A 17,555-nucleotide genomic window follows, 5' to 3' on the forward strand; every position below is an offset into this window, starting at 1 on the left:
ACTACGCTCAGCCCCTACTCAGCACGAACGATTCTAGTTATTGTCATCATACCCTAACCGCAGCGATGGACGCGACGTGTCAACGATGCAGCAAGGTCGGCTAACATTCCTACCCGCCGATCATGTTCCCGTACCCGATCACGATGGTCGCGAGGATCAGTAACGCCACCCCGCCCCAAACCATCGCGCGGGTGCGGGGCGCGGCATCCTTCCACTCTTTTAGCGCAAAGCCCCACAGCGTGCCGAAGATGATGATCGACGCCATGTGCAGCGTCCAGCTCGAAAAACCGAACTGCCCCATCTGGCTTTCGCCCATGGTGTAGAAGAAGAATTGGAAATACCATGCGGTGCCGGCCAGCGCGCACAGCGCGAAGTTGCGGCGCATCGGCGCGCCAGCCGCCTTGCCGCCACCGAACCATTCGACGGCGCTGCGGTTGCGGACGATGAGGATCGCGCACCACGCGGCGTTGGTGAGCAACCCGCCGAACATGACGAGGCACAGCACCGGCAGCCCGGTCCATAACGGTCCGGTTCCGGCAGCCGCCGACAGCGCCTTGATCGGTTCGCCCGCCGCGAGGCCGAAGGCGAAGCAGGCCGACATGATCCCGGCAAAGATCGCGACGACGATCCCCTTCCGGAAATCGAACTCGGCGACCGCCGCCGCCTTTTGTTCGGGGGAGAGCGCCTGATCCTTCTTCGCGCCGGCTATGGCGACGACGATGATCCCGGCAAGCGTCAGGACAAGCCCGAGCAGGATGACGTTGCCCGAGCTCGTATCGAGCAGTTTCGCGGCAAAATCCCCGGAGAACAGCGGCGGGATCAGCGTGCCGAACACGGTGCAGAGACCTAACACGACGGCCATTCCCAGTGAAAGGCCGAGATAGCGCATCACCAGCCCGTAACCGAGGCCGCCAAAGCCCCACAACACGCCAAAGAAGATTGGCCAGAACAGGGTCGGCGCCGGGGTCGCGGCGAGCACGCCAAGCAAGTCTTCGGTCTGGATACTCGCGAATAACCACGGTGCCAGCACCCAGGAGAAGATGCCGCCGGTCAGCCAGTAAATCTCCCATGACCAGCGCCTGACACCGCGGTACGGCACGTAGAAGCTGGCCGAAGCGAACCCGCCCAACCAGTGATACAGCACGCCGGTCATGGGATTTGGGGTCATATCGTCAGGCCCAGTCGATAGAGACGGTCGGCGTTGCCGGCGAACAGCGCGCGGCGTTCGGCATCGGTGAAGTCAGCGGTGATGGTGGCATAGGCCCCGAGCGTCTTCGCAAAGCTGCCGAACAGCTTGTCGGTCGGAAAGTCGCTGGCGACCATGGCCCGGCCGGTGCCGAACACGTCGATCGCGGTCAGCACCAGCGCGCGCGCCTGTTCGAGCGTCCAGGGGCGGTGGGTGAAGCCGATGCCCGACAGCTTGATGGCGACGTGCGGCAGGCGGGCAAGCGCGGCCAATCCCTCGCGCCACTGGCGTTCCTCACCGGGCACGCACATGCCCATATGGTTGATTATCACCGATGTTTCGGGATGGCGTTCGATCAGACGGACTAGGCCGGGGAACTGGCCGGGATAGGCTTGCAGATCGAAGCTCAGCCCATGCGCGGCGAGGCGGGCATAGCCCCGGCTCCATGCTTCGTCCCGGGTGACGTCGCGCGGCGTGTAGGTGCGGCGCGGATCGTGGTGCCAGTTGACGATATGGCGGATGCCGCGGACCTTTGGGTGCGCGGCATGCCGGGCCAGCAGTGTATCGATATCCGGGTCGGAGAGGTCCGCGAAGGCGATGATCGCGTTCGGCATGGCTTCGCGATCGGCCATCGCCTGTAGCCAGCGGGTTTCGTCCAGCGCTGCAGCAGGCTCCGCGCCGGCATCGACATGAACGATGCCGCGGACATCCCAATCCCCGGCATCGGCACGGTAGTCGTCCAGAAGATAGGTCTTCGCGATCGGTTCGACCGAGCCGTTGGGACCGTCATCGGCAAAGGGCGGTGTCAGCCACGGGTAGCGGATATGGTCGAGGTCCCACAGATGGACATGGGCGTCGACGAAGGGGAGCTTGTTCATGAACGCACCGTTCGTGCTGAGTATGGGTTGAGCGAAGTCGAAGACCCGTATCGAAGCATCCGTCTCGACAGTCCTTCGATACGCCATTTCGACAAGCTCAACGGCTACTCAGGACGAACGGGTTGGATGGGAACTGGCGGACTCAATACGTCGTCCGCCCGCCCGACGTGTCGAACACCGACCCCGTCGTGAAGCTGCACTCCTCGCTGGCCATGAAGCACACCATCGCCGCACTTTCGTCGACTTCGCCCAGCCGCCCCATCGGGATCTTCGAGCGCATGTAATCGACCTGGCTCTGCGGCAACTGGGCGAGGATCGGGCTCTCGAACGTCGCGGGGGTCAGCGCGTTGGCGATGACGCCCTTGCCCGCCAGTTCCTTGCCGAGCGACTTGGTGAAGCCGATCACCCCCGCCTTCGTCGCCGAATAGGCGCTGGCATTGGGGTTACCTTCCTTGCCCGCGACCGACGCGACGTTGACGATCCGGCCATAGCCATTGGCCAGCAGATGCGGCACGACCGCGCGGTTGCAGTAGAACAGGCCGTTCAGGTTGACGTTCACGACCTGCAGCCAACTGTCGATCGGAAATTCGTGGACCGGCACCGTCGCGCCGGTGATGCCCGCCGAGCAGATCAGGATATCGACCTTGCCCAGTGCGGCCATGCTGTCCTCGGCAGCGGCGGCGACCGCCGCTGCGTCGGACACATCGAGGCGGACGCCGTGCAGACCAGCGCGTTCGCAGTTTTCCTTCAGTGCAGGGTTCATGTCCCACACCGACACCCGACCGCCTTCCGCGACAATCCGCTCGGCAACGGCGAGGCCAAGCCCCGATGCGCCGCCGGTGATGATCGCGTTTCGTCCGGCGAACCGCCCCGAATAGGTCGTCATCCGAGCACCGCATCGCCGAGGTTGCGCCATTCGACGACCCGCTGGTTCTGTTCGCCCAGACCAGCGATGCCCAGCTTCATCGTGTCGCCGGCCTTCAGATAGATGGCGTTCGGCTTCTTGCCCTCGCCCACACCCGGCGGGGTACCGGTGATCGTCACGTCGCCCGGATAGAGGGTGATGTACTCGCTGACGTACGAAATCAGTTCGGCGACGTCGAAGATCATCGTCTTCGTGTTCCCCGTCTGCATCCGTTCGCCGTTCACGTCGAGGAACATGTCGAGATTCTGATGGTCGCCAACCTCGTCCGGCGTCACCAGCCATGGACCGAGCGGACAGAAGGTGTCGTGGCCCTTGCCCTTCGACCATTGGCTGCCGCGCTGCTTCTGATTGAAGCGTTCGGACACGTCGTTGGCCACCGCGAAGCCGGCTACGTACGACAGCGCGTCTTCCTTCGACACGTAGCGCGCGGTCTTGCCTATCACGACGGCCAGTTCGACTTCCCAGTCGGTGTGGGTCGACCCCTTGGGGATCATCACTTCATCGTTCGGCCCGGTCAGCGACGACAGCGCCTTCATGAACATCATCGGCTCGGCCGGCACCGGCAGGTTCGATTCGGCGGCGTGATCGGCATAGTTCAGCCCGATCGCGACGATCTTGCCGATGCCAGCGACCGGGACGCCGTAGCGCGGCGCGCCCTCGACGACGGCCAAGCTGTCGACGTCGACGTTCAGCCCGGCGATGCTGGCGACGGTGATGTCGTCAACCACGCCCGACAGGTCGCGGATCTGGCCGTTCGCATCGACGATGCCGGGCTTTTCATTGCCCTGATTTCCATAGCGGCAGAATTTCATGGGTAGCTCTCTCAGTGTTCGAATGGACGGTGCATGGTCAGGTCGCGGTTCAGTTCGACCCCGAAGCCAGGGGCATCGAGCCGCGAAGTCCGCATCCGTCCGTTCTCCGGAATCGGTTCGCCGATCAACTGCGGATGGAACATCGGCTGCACATGATCAGCCTCGGGCGCCATCATCAGATATTCGGCGAACGGCGAATTGTGGCGGGTGACCACGAAGTGATAGCTGTAGACCGACGACCCGTGCGGCACGACCAGCTTGCCGCGCGCATCGGCCAGCGCCGAAATCTTCAGGAGTTCGGTGACGCCGCCGCACCAGCCGACATCGGGCTGGATGATATCGCAACAGTCCATCTCCATCAGCATGCGGAAGCCCCAGCGGGTCGCCTCATGCTCGCCGGTGGTGACCAGCATGCCGCGCGGCACGTTGCGCTTCAGTTCGGCATAGCCCCAGTAATCGTCGGGGCTGATCGCCTCCTCGATCCATTTCAGGCCATGTTCGTGCGCGGCATGGGCGAGGCGCGTCGCATAGTCGACGTCCAACGCCATCCAGCAATCCCACATCAACCAGAAATCCGGCCCGACGCGCGAGCGCATCTCGGCCAGTTCGGCGATGTTCTTCTTCAATCCCTCGACACCCTCGGCCGGGCCGTGGTGCAGCGGCATCTTGCCGCCGATAAAGCCCATCTCCTTGGCAAGATCGGGGCGCGCGCCGGTCGCATAGAATTGCAGTTCGTCGCGCACCGCGCCGCCCAGCATCTGATAGACCGGCTCGTCGCGCAGCTTACCGAGCAGATCCCATAGCGCGAGGTCGACGCCCGAAATGGCGTTCACCACCAACCCCTTGCGCCCATAATATTGGGTCGAGAAATACATCTGGTCCCAGATCTTCTCAAATTCGGTGGGCAAGCGTCCTTCGAGGAAGCGGGCCAGATGCTTCTCGACGATGAAGCAGGCGGGTTCGCCGCCGGTCGTCACCGCGAAACCGATCGTGCCGTCCTCCGCCTCGATCTCGACGATCAGCGTACCCAGCACGTTGATGCCGAAGCTCTGCCGCGACTGGCGATACTCGGGATAGCGGCTCATCGGCGTCGCGATGTGATCGTCGATCCAGTGATATCCCTGCTGGTCGTGATAATCCGCCCCGCCGCCGCGCACGGTGAACGCGCGGACATGTTTGATCCTGGGAAGCGCCGCCTTCATTGCCACCACCTTCGTTGGGCGAACGGCCACCAAGGTCCGCCGCCGACTGATCCGAAATCCGCACGCGCCAAATACCATCATGTGGTATGAAGCCGACGCCATGCGGTTTGAAATGTTGGAAAACCCCGCTGCGGGAAATCCCGCGAACATCCGCTCCGACTGGTTTACTTTCTCACTTTATGGGATAGGATGCTACTAGATGAGACAGAAACCGTCAAACGAAGAATCGTCGATCGCAGCCGAGGCCGATGCCGAGCCGAAGGGTGCGGGCAAGGCGCAGGGCAGCCAGACGCTCGTGCGCGGGCTGGACCTGCTCGATCAGGTGATCGACGGACCCGTGAAGCTCGCCGAACTGTCGCAACGCATGGGGCTGACGCGATCGACGACGCACCGGTTGGCCAATGCGCTGATCGATCGTGGTTTTCTGACCTTCCTGCCGCGCGAAGGCTATCTGTTGGGGCCGAAGTTGCTCCAACTCGGCTTCCTCGCGCAAGGGCAGGCCGACATCGTCCAGATCGCCCGGCCGCGGATCGAGGAACTGGCCAGCCAGACCGAAGATACGGTCCATTTCGGTCGCCTCGACAGCGACCTTGCCCTCTATCTCGACAAGATCCCAGGACGGCGCCGCGTTGATATCTCCAGCCGGATCGGCGATCGCCAGCCGCTGTCGTCGACCGGTCTGGGCAAGGCCCTGCTGCTCGACGATTCGGAAGCGCGCTGGACCGCGATCTTCGAGGCGGAGCATCCGCCGGGTACGCGCCGACCCGACTTCGACGTCTGGATGGAACGGATGCGAGGCTATGTCGCCAGCGGCCATGCCTATGACCTGGAGGAAAACGAGGATTTGATCCGCTGCGTCGCCGCCCCGGTGCGCGATGCGTCGGGGAAGATCGTCGGCGCGATCAGCGTGTCGAGCGCGGCGCAATATATGGACGACGACCGCATGCAGACGCTGAGCGTCGACGTGCGCGGCACCGCTGAACGGATCAGCCGCGATCTCGGCTGGTCTCCCGATACACAGGCGCTGCAAAAGCGTCGCAAACGATGAGAGGATTGGCATGAAGCTGTTGGAAGGCAAAACGGTTTTAATCACCGGCGCATCGACCGGCATCGGTCGGGCGGCGGCGATCGGCGCGGCACAGCATGGTGCGAACGTCGTCATCAACTATCACAGCCGCGACGACGATGCCGAAGCCTGCATCGCCGCGATCGAGGCGACGGGACAGGGTGGGCTGGCGATCAAGGGCGATGTCGCCGAAGCCGCCACCGCGACCGATTTCGTGGGCAAGGCGCTCGCGGAGTTCGGCCGGGTCGACGTGATGGTGTCGAATGCGGGCATCTGCCCGTTCCACAGCTTCCTCGACATGCCGGCGGAAACGCTCGAGCGGACGCTGCGCGTCAACCTGCACGGCGCCTATTATATGTGTCAGGCGGCGGCGAAGGCGATGGTCGAGCAGGGCGACGGCGGTGCGATCGTCGCCGTGTCGTCGATCTCGGCGCTGGTCGGCGGCGAATATCAGACGCACTACACCCCGACCAAGGCGGGCGTGCATTCGCTCATGCAATCGACCGCGATCGCACTGGGCCGGCATGGCATACGCTGCAATTCGGTGTTGCCGGGCACTATCCTGACCGAAATCAACAAGGACGATCTCGCCGACGAAGCGAAGCGCAAGTACATGGAACAGCGCGTGCCGCTGGGCCGACTAGGTCAGCCCGAGGATATGGTCGGGCCGATCGTCTTCCTCGCCTCCGACATGGCAGCCTATGTGACCGGCGCCGCGCTGCTGGTCGATGGCGGCATGTTCGTGAATTTGCAATGAGCCACGGCTCCAACCGTGCTCCCGCGAAGGCGAGAGTCCAGGGCGGCAAGCGCTATCGTCTGCGGCTCTGGATCCCCGCCTGCGCGGGGATACTTATGGGTGCGCAATTGTCAGCCGAGACGATCTTCATCGCCGGCGATTCGACGGCGCAGACGTACAAGGAAGATCGCTATCCGCAGACCGGCTGGGGGCAGATGCTGCCCTGCGGCCTGACTGGCGACGCAAGGGTCGAGAACCGGGCGATGGGCGGGCGCTCGACCAAGAGCTTCATCGCCGAAGGTCGGTGGGACAGGATCATGGCCGATGTGAAGCCCGGCGATGTCGTGCTGATCCAGTTCGGTCATAACGACGCCAGCCAAAACAAGCCCGAACGCTACGCCCCCGCCGCGACGCTGTACCGCGACAATCTGCTGCGGATGGTATGGGAGACGAAGGGGCATGGCGCGACGCCGATCCTGATCACACCGGTCACGCGCCGCTCGTTCGGGCTGGACGGCAAGACCAAGGCCGATTTCGCGCCTTGGTCGGCGGTAATGCGCGATATCGCCGCGACGACCGGCACGCAGTTGATCGACCTCGAATCGTCGTCGCGCAGCTGGGTCGATGGCAAGGGGGTCGAGGGGTCGAAGCCCCTGTTCCTCCATTATCCCGCCGGGCGCTATCCCGGGTTCAAGGACGGGATCGACGACGACACCCATTTCAGCGAATTGGGTGCGCGGGGCGTGGCCAATCTGATTGCGGCCGATCTGGCGCGGACCGGACTGCCGGTCGCGGCGAAGGTCGCGAAGGATCGCCCCGACCTGTCGCGGACGACGCCACTGGGAAAGATGGGATGTCGGTGACCGGCCGTTCGTATAATCGCGCATGCGGAGAGCCCGAGTTGCGGCCAACCGACGGTAGCGATCGGGACTCTGGATCCCCCCCTGCACGGGGATACGGTTATGGGGTGGCGAGGCGTGCCTTCTTGCACGCTGGAGCCGCGCTCGGCATCGCCACCACCCTGCCCGCCTTTGCCCAACCGGGCTCCGCCCCCCTCGCCTACCGCCCGATCTGGCCGGGCGCGGCGCCGGGCGGCGAGAAAGTCACCGACGCCGAACAGGAAATCCTGCGTTCGCCGACCGGGCCAAAGGACGACACCGCCTTCCTGCACGTCCGCACGCCGACGATCGCGCATGTCGCCCCGGCGAGGCCCAATGGCGCAGCGATCCTGCTGATCCCCGGTGGCGGCTATCTGCGCCTGGCGATCGGCAATGGCGGGCGGGCGCTGCTGCAATTCTTCGCTGATCGCGGCTATTACGCCTATCTGCTCAAATACCGGCTGCCCGGCGATCCATGGGCGGCGGGGCCGGATGCGCCGTTGCAGGATGCCCAGCGCGCGCTGCGGCTCATCAAATCGGAGGCGAAGGCCAACGGCGTCGCGGTCGACCGGATCGGGGTGATGGGCTTCTCGGCAGGCGGGCACCTCGCCGCGATGCTGGCCTATCGAACCGATGGGACCTACAAACCGGTCGATGCCGCCGATGCCCAGCCGTTGGGCGTTCGTGCGGCAGGGCTCCTCTATCCGGTCGCACTGATGGGTACGCCCGGCACGCACAAAGGGTCGCAGGATCAGTTGCTCGGCAAGGACCCGACCCCGGAACAGGCGCTGCGTGCTCGTACCGATGCCCGGATCGGTGCCGCCAGCCCGCCGACCTTCATTGCGCATGCAATCGACGACAAGGTGGTTAGTGTCGACAACGGCCTTGCGCTGCTGGCGGCGCTGCGACGGGCGAAGCGCCCGGCCGAAGCCTATTTCCCCGAGATTGGCGGCCACGGATTCGGCGTCCTGCTCGACGGGCAGCCCGCGCCATGGACGAACCTGTTCTTCGCCTTCGCCAAGCGGCACGGGCTATGAGCCGGCCGTCTGTCGCATTGTTCGTCACCTGCCTGGTCGATGCGATGCGGCCGGCGATCGGCTTTGCCAGCCTGAAGGTGTTGGAAGAAGCCGGCTTCGACGTCATCGTCCCGCCGGGCCAGACCTGTTGCGGACAGCCGGCCCTCAATTCGGGCGACCGTGACGGCGCGGTGGCGATCGCCAGGGCGACGATCGCGTGCCTCGAACCCTATGACGCGATCGTCGTGCCCAGCGGGTCGTGCGGCGGCACGATCAAGGTCCATTATCCCGAACTCTTCGTCGACGATCCCGCATGGCTGACGCGCGCCAAGGCATTGGCCGCGAAGACGCACGAGATATTGTCGTTCCTCGACGCGCAGGGCTGGCGGCCGGACGGGGTCGCCTTGCCGACCAGCGCCGCGTATCACGACAGTTGCTCGGGCCTGCGCGAACTGGGCATCAAGCGCCAGCCGCGCGCGCTGCTGTCGGCGGTTACCGGTCTCGACCAGGTACCGCTGAAAGGTGCGGAGACCTGTTGCGGCTTCGGCGGCACCTTCTGCGTCAAATATCCGGCCATCTCGAACGCGGTGGTCGAGGAAAAGGCGCAGGCGATCGAGGATAGCAGTGCGGCGCTGCTGCTGGCCGGCGATCTGGGATGCTTGATGAACATGGCGGGCAAGCTGCACCGGCGCGGCAGCGTGGTGCGCGCTTTCCACACCGTCGAAATCCTCGCCGGCATGGGCGACGGTCCGGCGATCGGCGAAGCGCGATGAGCTTCGGGCAACGCGTCGATCTGGCGCTGGCCGACAAGGTGCTGAAGGTCGCCGTCGAGCGCACGGCCGGCACCGCCGAGGCCAAGCGCGCGCTGGCGGTCGAGGCATTTCCGGCGTTCGAGGACGCCCGGACGCGGGCCGCGGCGATCAAGGATCATGTGATCGCGCATCTCGGCCATTATCTGGAGATGTTCGAGGCGAATGCAATCGCCGCCGGCGCACAGGTTCATTGGGCGCAGACCGCCGACGAGGCCGCCACGATCGTGATCGATCTGTGCCGCAAGGCCGGCGCGAAATCGGTCGCGCGATCGAAATCGATGCTGGGGGAGGAAATCGGCCTGCCTCACGCCTTGGCAGAGGCGGGGATCGAGCGGGTCGAAACCGACCTTGCCGAACATATCATCCAGCTGGCGGGCGAGCGGCCGTCGCACATCGTCTGGCCGGCGATGCACAAGACCCGCGAGCAGGTGTCGGCCCTGTTCCGTGCGAAGCATCGCGACCCGCATGTCGAGGAAACGATCGCGGCGATGGCGGAAAGCGCGCGGCGGCATCTGCGTGCGCAGATGCTGGGCGCCGATGTCGGCATTTCCGGCGCGAACTTCCTGATCGCCGATACGGGAAGCGTCTGCACCGTCACCAACGAGGGCAATGCCGAACTGTCGGTGGTACCGCCGTGCGTCCATATCGTAACGGCCGGGATCGAGAAGATTGTGCCGTCGCTGCCGCATGCGATCCATATGCTGCGGATGCTGGCGCGGTCGGCGACGGGCGCGGCGCTAACCCAATATACGACCTTCTATACCGGACCGAAGCGCGACGGCGACCGCGACGGGCCGGAGGAGATGCACATCGTACTGGTCGACAATGGCCGCAGCGCGATGGCGGCCGATGCGGCGCTGAAGGAGATGCTGCGCTGTATCCGCTGTGGTGCATGTATGAACCATTGCGTGGTATTCCGCCAAGTCGGCGGCCACGCCTACGGCGGAACCTATCCGGGGCCGATGGGCGCGGTGTTGACCCCGGCGCTCGACGGGCTGTCGGCCAATCGCGATCTGGCCCATGCCTGCACGATGAACGGCCGGTGTCAGGAGGTGTGCCCGGTCAAGATTCCGCTGCCGACGCTGCTGCGCGGATGGCGTGAGAAGAGCTGGCGCGAGGGGCTGGAGCCGGTGTCTATGCGTCAGGGGCTTGGGCTCTGGCGCCGCGCGGTGCTGCGGCCGCGCCTCTATCGCCTTGCAAGCGCCGCGGCGGTGCGGGCGATGCGGGCGCTGGCGCGGCAGGGCTGGATCGCGCGGCTTCCCTTCGCCGCCGCATGGACCAAATATCGCGACATGCCGGCCCCCGAAGGCAGCACGTTCATGGCGCAATATGCGAAGGGGCGGCGGCGGTGAACGCGCGTGATGCGATCCTAGGCAAGCTACGTGCGCCGGTGCCGCTCGATCTCGCGGCGCAGGCGGCGGCGCTGGTGGCAGGCAGCGAGCGCCCACCCGAGCCGGCCGGCTCGCAGGTCGAACGCTTCGCCGCGCGGCTGGCGGGTCCGAGCGTGTCGGCGACATTGGACCGGATCGACGATGCGCGCGACTTGCCCGATGCGGTGCGGCGCTACCTCGCGCACCATGCCCTGCCCGCCGCATTGTATCTGCCGCCCGATGCGCGCCTGACGTCGCTCGATTGGCGCGGCTTCCGGATCGACGAAACCGTCGTCGCCGATCAGGTCGCGGCGCTGGCGGTGGCAAAGGCCGGCGTAGCCGAAAGCGGGTCGCTGGTGTTCGAAACCGGTGCACGGGCGCCGATGCTGCCGAATTTCCTGACGCTACATCATATCGTGGTGCTGGCGACAGTCGATCTGGTCGATACGCTGGAGGATATTCCCGTCAACCTCGCGGGACGCCGCGCGCATTACTGGGTGACCGGCGTATCGGGCACGACTGACATCGAGGGGCAATATGTGCGCGGTGCGCATGGTCCGCGGTATCTGCATGTCGTGATGGTCGGGTAGCGTTCATTCTCCCCATTCCGTTCGCTCTGGACGGCAGGGGTGGCGTCGCCGAACAAAGTCGTTCGACATTAATGACCTGCTAACTCGACGGTAACCGGAACGACGCATCGCACGCATACGTATTGCGCGTGACAAGCGTTCGACAATCGATACTGTCGTTCCGACCCTGTTCAGAGGAACCTGCGTGACCCAGCCTGCCCTCACCGCCGTTTCCCCTCCGTCCCCACCCCTCGCCGAAGCGATCCTCGAAACGCTGGTGCACCGGATCGGCAAGGACGCGCAGGCCGCATTGCCCCATGACTGGTTGGCGGCGACGATCCTGACGGTGCGCAACGACGTCATCGAACGCTGGATGGCGTCGAGCAAAGAGGCCCATGCAGCCGGTGCCAAGAAGGTCTATTATCTCAGCCTGGAATTCCTGATCGGGCGGCTGCTGCGCGACGCGATCGCCAATTTGTCGCGAACCGACGAGGTTCGCGAGGCGCTGGACTCACTGGGCGTCAAGCTGGCCGATCTGGAGGGCGAAGAGCCCGATGCGGCGCTCGGCAATGGCGGTCTCGGGCGGCTCGCGGCATGTTTCATGGAAAGCCTCGCAAGCCTTGACCTGCCGGCCTATGGCTATGGCATCCGCTATGTGAACGGCATGTTCCGCCAGCGGATCGACAATGGCTGGCAGGTAGAGCTTCCGGAAACCTGGCTACGCCATGGCAATCCGTGGGAGTTCGAACGGCGCGAAAGCAATTATCGCATCGGCTTCGGTGGCGAGGTGATCGGCGACGAGAATGGCGATTGCCACTGGATGCCGAGCGAAAGCGTCGAGGCCGTTGCGGTCGATACTCCAGTGATCGGCTGGCGCGGCGCGCGGGTCAACACGCTGCGGCTGTGGACGGCACGGGCGCGCGATCCGATCCGGCTCGACCGGTTCAACGCCGGGGATCATGAAGGCGCGCTGGCGGCTTCGGTCCGCGCCGATACGCTGGTCCGCGTCCTTTATCCGGCGGATTCGACACCAGCCGGACAGGAATTGCGACTGCGGCAGGAGTATTTCTTCTCCTCGGCATCGATCCAGGACATCGTCCGCCGCCACGTCCAGTATTTCGGCGATATCCGCACCCTGCCCGACAAGGCGGCGATCCAGCTGAACGACACGCACCCGGCGGTGTCGGTTGCCGAACTGATGCGCATCCTGATTGACGATCATTCGCTCGATTTCGAAAGCGCATGGGACATCACTAAGGCGACGTTCGGCTATACCAACCATACGCTGCTGCCCGAAGCGCTGGAAAGCTGGCCGCTGCCGCTGTTCGAACGGTTGCTGCCGCGTCACATGCAACTGGTGTACGCGATCAACGCGAAGGTGCTGCGCGAGGCGCGGGCACAAGGACAGGACGATCGCGCCATCGCCGCGATCAGCCTGATCGACGAAGGTGGCGAGCGGCGGGTGCGCATGGCGAACCTGGCGTTCACCGGCAGCCACAGCGTCAACGGCGTCGCGGCCCTGCACACTGATCTGATGAAACAGACGGTGTTCGCCGATCTCCACCGCCTTTATCCCGACCGGATCAACAACAAGACCAACGGCATCACGCCCCGGCGCTGGCTGTTCGAAAGCAATCCGGGGCTGACCTCGTTGATCCGCGATGCGATCGGCGATGCGTTCCTCGACGACGCGACCAAGCTGGCCGACCTGAAGCCCTTCGCCGCCGACGCCGCGTTCCGCGAAAAGTTCGAGGCGGTGAAGCGTGCCAACAAGGTGCGGCTGTCGCAGCATCTGCGCGAGGTGATGGGTGTCCGGCTGGACCCGGATGCGATGTTCGACGTGCAGGTAAAGCGCATCCACGAATATAAGCGCCAGTTGCTCAACATCCTCGAAACGGTCGCATTGTACGACCAGATCCGCAGCCATCCCGATAAGGACTGGACGCCGCGCGTGAAACTGTTCGCGGGCAAGGCCGCGTCGAGCTATTACAACGCAAAGCTCATCATCAAACTGGCGAACGACGTCGCGCGGCGAGTTAATGCCGATCCGGCGGTGCGCGGGTTGCTGCGCGTGGCGTTCGTGCCGAACTATAATGTCTCGCTCGCCGAACTCATCATGCCCGCCGCCGATCTGTCCGAACAGATCAGCACCGCTGGCATGGAGGCATCGGGGACCGGCAACATGAAGCTGGCACTGAACGGAGCGCTGACGATCGGCACATTGGACGGCGCCAATGTCGAAATCCGCGATCACGTTGGCGCCGATGACATCATCATCTTCGGCCTAACCGCCGACGAAGTCGCCGAGAAGCGAGCCAATGGCTATGATCCGCGCGAGGCGATCGCTGCATCGCGCGAGTTGCAGCAGGCGCTGTCGGCGATCAAGGGCGGGGTGTTCAGCCATGACGATCCGGGCCGCTATGCGGGCCTTATCGACGGGATCGAGAATAGCGACTGGTTTCTGTGTGCCGCCGATTTCGACAGCTATGCGCAGGCGCAGCGCGACGTTGACGCGCGCTGGGCGGACCGGGCGGGATGGAATGCCAGCGCGATCCGCAATGTCGGCGGCGTCGGCTGGTTCTCGTCCGATCGCACCATCGGCGAATATGCCCGCGATATCTGGAACGTGATGTGAGGCCGCCGGCCGACGCCATCGCGGCGCTGCTCGCGGGGCGTCATGCCGATCCTTTCGCGCTCTTGGGACCACATGATGGTCCCGAAGGCACGTTCGTCCGCGCGTGGCTGCCCAACGCGCAGAAGGTGCTGGCGCACGACCTGTCGGGCAAGCTGCTGGGCGAGTTACGTCCGGTCGGCGATGGCATCGTCGAGGGCGTGATTGACGGCCCGCCCCGGCCGTTGCTCTATTATGCGCGGGGCGGCGGTGGCGAATGGTGGGTCAAGGACCCGTATAGCTTCGGGCCGGTGCTCGGGCCGACCGACGATTTCCTGATCGCCGAGGGTACGCATCTGCGCCTGCACGACAAGCTTGGTGCGCACCCGATCCGGCATGAAGGCGCCGAGGGGATGCATTTCGCGGTCTGGGCGCCCAATGCGCAGGTCGTCAGCGTCGTCGGCGACTGGAACCATTGGGACGCCAAACGCCATCCGATGCGGCGGCGCAGCGACGTCGGCGTGTGGGAGATTTTTCTGCCCGATGTCGGTCCGGGACAGGCGTACAAGTTCGCGATCATCGGGCCGACCGGCGAACGGCTACCGCACAAGGCCGACCCCTTTGCCTTTGCCAGCGAATTGCGGCCGGCGACCGCGTCGCGCACCGCCGCGCCGCACGACCATGACTGGCGCGACGCCGCACACCGCGACCATTGGGCGTCGGTCGATCCGCGCCGCGTGCCGATCTCGATCTACGAAGTCCATGCCGGCAGTTGGCAGCGGGGGGACGATGGCTGGTTCCTGCCGTGGGACCAGCTGGCCGACCGATTGATCCCCTATGTCGTCGACATGGGCTTCACCCATATCGAGCTTCTACCGATCAGCGAGCACCCCTATGACCCGTCCTGGGGGTATCAGACCACCGGCCTCTACGCCCCGTCGGCGCGGTTCGGCGATCCGGCCGGGTTCGCGCGCTTCGTCGACGGTGCGCACAAGGCGGGTATCGGCGTGCTGCTCGACTGGGTACCCGCCCACTTCCCGACCGACGCGCATGGTCTCGCGCGGTTCGACGGCACCGCACTTTACGAGCATGACGATCCGCGGCTCGGGTTCCATCCCGACTGGAACACCGCCATCTATAATTTTGGGCGGCGCGAAGTTTCGCAATTCCTGGTCAACAACGCGCTGTTCTGGGCCGAGCGCTATCATGTCGATGGCTTGCGCGTCGATGCGGTGGCGTCGATGCTGTACCGCGACTATTCGCGCAAGGACGGCGAATGGATCCCCAACGAAGCGGGCGGGCGTGAGAACTGGGAGGCGGTCGAGTTCCTGCGCGCCACCAACCGTGCCGTCTATCGCGAGCATCCGGGCTTCTTCACTATCGCCGAGGAATCGACGTCGTGGCCGGGCGTGTCGAAGCCGACGCATGAAGGCGGTCTTGGCTTCGGGTTCAAATGGAATATGGGATTCATGCACGACACGCTCGCGTATATGGCGCGCGAGCCGGTGCATCGGTCGCACCACCACAATGAAATCACCTTCGGCCTGACCTATGCGTTCAGCGAAAATTTCGTCCTGCCGCTGAGCCATGACGAAGTCGTGCATGGCAAGGGATCGCTGCTGACGAAGATGGCGGGAGACGATTGGCAAAAATTTGCCAATCTCCGCGCCTATTATTCGCTGATGTGGGGTTATCCCGGCAAGAAGCTGCTGTTCATGGGACAAGAGTTCGCGCAACGGCGCGAATGGTCCGAGGAGCGCGCGCTCGATTGGGAATTGATGGATGCCCCGGCGCATCGCGGCATGGCGATGCTGGTCCGCGACCTGAACCGGCTGTATCGCGAAACGCCGGCACTGCACGCGCGCGATTGCGAAGGTGACGGATTCCGATGGGCGATCGTCGACGATGCGGCCAATTCGGTATTCGCATGGGAACGCCATGCACCGAGCGAACCACCGGTGCTGGTCGTCAGCAACCTGACCCCGGTACCGCGTGTCGGATACCGTGTTCCGGTATCGCAGGAGGGTCGCTGGCGCGAGGTGCTGAACAGCAACGCGGCCGATTATGGCGGAAGCGGAATTGGCAATCTCGGCGTTGTCGACAGTAAGGATGGGACGTTGGCCCTGACGCTACCACCGCTGGCAACGATCTGGTTCGAATACCAAAAGTAAAACGGGGAGAGATGCATGGAACGGCGGGGACAACCATTGGCGCGCGACGCTATGGCCTATGTTCTGGCGGGCGGACGCGGCAGCCGGTTGTTCGAGATGACCGACACCCGCGCCAAGCCTGCCGTCTATTTCGGCGGCAAGAGCCGGATCATCGATTTCGCGCTATCGAACGCGATCAATTCGGGCATCCGCCGCATCGGTGTAGCGACGCAGTACAAGGCGCACAGCCTGATCCGTCACCTCCAGCGCGGCTGGAACTTCCTGCGCCCCGAACGCAACGAAAGCTTCGACATCCTGCCCGCCAGTCAGCGGATCAGCGAGTTTCAGTGGTATGAAGGGACCGCCGACGCGGTGTTCCAGAATATCGATATCATCCAGAGCTATAGTCCCGAATACATGGTCATCCTGGCGGGCGACCATATCTACAAGATGGACTATGAGCTGATGCTGCAGCAGCATGTCGACACAGGTGCCGACGTGACCGTGGCCTGCATGGAAGTGCCGCGGATGGAGGCGGTCGGGTTCGGCGTGATGCACGTCGACGCGACCGACCGGATCATCGATTTCGTCGAAAAGCCAAAGGATCCGCCGGCAATCCCCGGACAGCCGGACCGCGCGCTCGCCAGCCTCGGCATCTATGTGTTCCGCACCAAATTGCTGTTCGAGGAACTGCGTCGCGATGCCGATACGAAGGATTCGAGCCGTGATTTCGGCAAGGATCTGATTCCGTGGCTGGTTAAGCATGGCCATGCCCAGGCGCATCGCTTTTCCGCATCCTGCGTGCGCAGTCCGGAGGAGCCGCGCGCCTATTGGCGCGACGTCGGGACGGTCGATGCCTATTGGGAAGCGAATATCGATCTGACCGACGTGGTGCCCGAACTCGACCTCTACGATCGTAGCTGGCCGCTATGGACCTATTCCGAAATTACCCCGCCGGCGAAGTTCGTGCATGACGTCGATGGCCGGCGCGGGTGTGCGGTGTCGAGCCTGGTGTCGGGGGACTGCATCGTTTCTGGATCGAGCATCCATCGCAGCCTGCTCAGCACCGGGGTACGCGCACACAGCTACAGCAACATCGATGAGTCGGTAATCCTGCCGATGACGCATATCGGGCGCGGTGCGCGGCTAACGCGGTGCGTGGTCGATGCCGGCGTGACCATTCCTGACGGGCTGATCGTTGGCGAGGACCCGGTGATCGACGGCCACCGCTTCCGCCGGACGGAGCGGGGAATCTGCCTGATTACCCAGCCAATGATCGACCGGTTGGAGGCGTGATGTGCCGTTCTCAAATTCCCCCCGCCCCGCGGGGAGGGGGACCGTCCG

General features: G+C 64.5%; 15 protein-coding genes. 10 read left to right on the top strand and 5 right to left on the bottom strand.

The features are described from left to right. Positions 1-109: 109 nt before the first annotated feature. From rhaT to rhmD, 5 genes are all read right to left on the bottom strand, one after another. A complete protein-coding gene (gene rhaT / locus AAIO73_RS02335; protein ID WP_345875950.1) occupies positions 110-1,168 on the bottom strand; it encodes an L-rhamnose/proton symporter RhaT in 1,059 nt (352 codons plus the stop codon). Further along, the gene (locus tag AAIO73_RS02340; RefSeq protein WP_345875951.1) at positions 1,165-2,064 is read right to left on the bottom strand and encodes an amidohydrolase family protein; all 900 of its coding nucleotides are present in this window, start codon (positions 2,062-2,064) and stop codon (positions 1,165-1,167) included. The genes rhaT and AAIO73_RS02340 overlap by 4 nt, the downstream gene beginning before the upstream one ends. 142 nt (positions 2,065-2,206) lie before the next feature. Continuing rightward, on the bottom strand, positions 2,207-2,950 hold the full coding sequence (locus AAIO73_RS02345; protein WP_345875953.1) for an SDR family NAD(P)-dependent oxidoreductase: 744 nt from the start codon (positions 2,948-2,950) through the stop codon (positions 2,207-2,209). Beyond that, a complete protein-coding gene (locus AAIO73_RS02350; RefSeq protein WP_345875954.1) occupies positions 2,947-3,801 on the bottom strand; it encodes a 2,4-didehydro-3-deoxy-L-rhamnonate hydrolase in 855 nt (284 codons plus the stop codon). Before AAIO73_RS02350 ends, AAIO73_RS02345 begins: the two co-directional genes overlap by 4 nt. Before the next feature lie 11 nt (positions 3,802-3,812). Next, the gene (gene rhmD / locus AAIO73_RS02355; protein WP_345875956.1) at positions 3,813-5,003 is read right to left on the bottom strand and encodes an L-rhamnonate dehydratase; all 1,191 of its coding nucleotides are present in this window, start codon (positions 5,001-5,003) and stop codon (positions 3,813-3,815) included. 199 nt (positions 5,004-5,202) lie between these two features. On the opposite strand from rhmD, the gene AAIO73_RS02360 reads away from it, so the two are divergent. The 10 genes from AAIO73_RS02360 to glgC all read left to right on the top strand — a co-directional run bounded on the left by AAIO73_RS02360 (position 5,203) and on the right by glgC (position 17,507). Further along, positions 5,203-6,051: an IclR family transcriptional regulator gene (locus tag AAIO73_RS02360; protein ID WP_345875957.1), complete on the top strand. Its 849-nt coding sequence runs from the start codon at positions 5,203-5,205 to the stop codon at positions 6,049-6,051. A 10-nt stretch (positions 6,052-6,061) separates the two neighbouring features. Further along, the gene (gene lra1 / locus AAIO73_RS02365) at positions 6,062-6,826 is read left to right on the top strand and encodes an L-rhamnose 1-dehydrogenase Lra1 (RefSeq protein WP_345875959.1); all 765 of its coding nucleotides are present in this window, start codon (positions 6,062-6,064) and stop codon (positions 6,824-6,826) included. Further along, a complete protein-coding gene (locus AAIO73_RS02370) occupies positions 6,823-7,668 on the top strand; it encodes a rhamnogalacturonan acetylesterase (protein ID WP_345875961.1) in 846 nt (281 codons plus the stop codon). The genes lra1 and AAIO73_RS02370 overlap by 4 nt, the downstream gene beginning before the upstream one ends. A 122-nt stretch (positions 7,669-7,790) precedes the next feature. Beyond that, positions 7,791-8,720 carry an alpha/beta hydrolase gene (locus AAIO73_RS02375; protein ID WP_345875962.1) on the top strand — a complete coding sequence of 310 codons (930 nt, stop codon included), beginning with the start codon at positions 7,791-7,793 and terminating at the stop codon, positions 8,718-8,720. Beyond that, positions 8,717-9,472: a (Fe-S)-binding protein gene (locus AAIO73_RS02380; protein WP_345875964.1), complete on the top strand. Its 756-nt coding sequence runs from the start codon at positions 8,717-8,719 to the stop codon at positions 9,470-9,472. Before AAIO73_RS02375 ends, AAIO73_RS02380 begins: the two co-directional genes overlap by 4 nt. After that, positions 9,469-10,863, top strand: coding sequence for a lactate utilization protein B (locus AAIO73_RS02385; RefSeq protein ID WP_345875966.1), 1,395 nt, complete (start codon positions 9,469-9,471; stop codon positions 10,861-10,863). Before AAIO73_RS02380 ends, AAIO73_RS02385 begins: the two co-directional genes overlap by 4 nt. Next, entirely contained in the window at positions 10,860-11,471 is a 612-nt protein-coding gene (locus AAIO73_RS02390) for a LutC/YkgG family protein (protein ID WP_345875967.1), read from the top strand. The genes AAIO73_RS02385 and AAIO73_RS02390 overlap by 4 nt, the downstream gene beginning before the upstream one ends. A gap of 184 nt (positions 11,472-11,655) precedes the next feature. Beyond that, on the top strand, positions 11,656-14,085 hold the full coding sequence (locus AAIO73_RS02395) for a glycogen/starch/alpha-glucan phosphorylase (RefSeq protein ID WP_345875970.1): 2,430 nt from the start codon (positions 11,656-11,658) through the stop codon (positions 14,083-14,085). Then, entirely contained in the window at positions 14,082-16,232 is a 2,151-nt protein-coding gene (glgB, locus tag AAIO73_RS02400) for a 1,4-alpha-glucan branching protein GlgB (RefSeq protein WP_345875972.1), read from the top strand. Before AAIO73_RS02395 ends, glgB begins: the two co-directional genes overlap by 4 nt. 15 nt (positions 16,233-16,247) lie before the next feature. Continuing rightward, a complete protein-coding gene (gene glgC / locus AAIO73_RS02405; RefSeq protein ID WP_242115597.1) occupies positions 16,248-17,507 on the top strand; it encodes a glucose-1-phosphate adenylyltransferase in 1,260 nt (419 codons plus the stop codon). Positions 17,508-17,555: the final 48 nt, after the last annotated feature.

Origin of the sequence: Sphingomonas epibiotica (genome assembly GCF_039615155.1) — a bacterium.
In the GTDB taxonomy this organism is placed as follows: domain Bacteria; phylum Pseudomonadota; class Alphaproteobacteria; order Sphingomonadales; family Sphingomonadaceae; genus Sphingomonas.